Raw genomic sequence first — 250 nt, forward strand, 5'->3', positions numbered from 1 at the left:
GCACACCACCCTGCAGGCGGTGCATGATTTCGCCCGCCGCGGTGCCTCGGTGCTGGTGATCCTCCACGATCTCAACCTGGCCGCGCGCTATTGCGACCGCCTGCTGCTGTTGCAGAATGGTCGCCCGCACCTGCTCGGTACGCCCGAGGAAGTCCTGCGCCCCGAGCCGTTGCGCGCGGTGTTCGGCCTCGAGGTCCTGGTCCAGCGTCATCCCGAGCGAGGTCATCCGCTGATCGTCGCCCGTTGAAGG

General features: G+C 68.0%; 1 pseudogene. It reads left to right on the top strand.

The window, feature by feature from the left end:
* Positions 1-247: pseudogene (locus ACLJNW_RS27140) on the top strand (ferric citrate ABC transporter ATP-binding protein FecE); the annotation flags it as partial.
* Positions 248-250 lie beyond the last annotated feature (3 nt).

Origin of the sequence: Salmonella sp. SAL4457 (assembly GCF_046548235.1) — a bacterium.
Lineage (GTDB): Bacteria > Pseudomonadota > Gammaproteobacteria > Enterobacterales > Enterobacteriaceae > Salmonella > Salmonella enterica.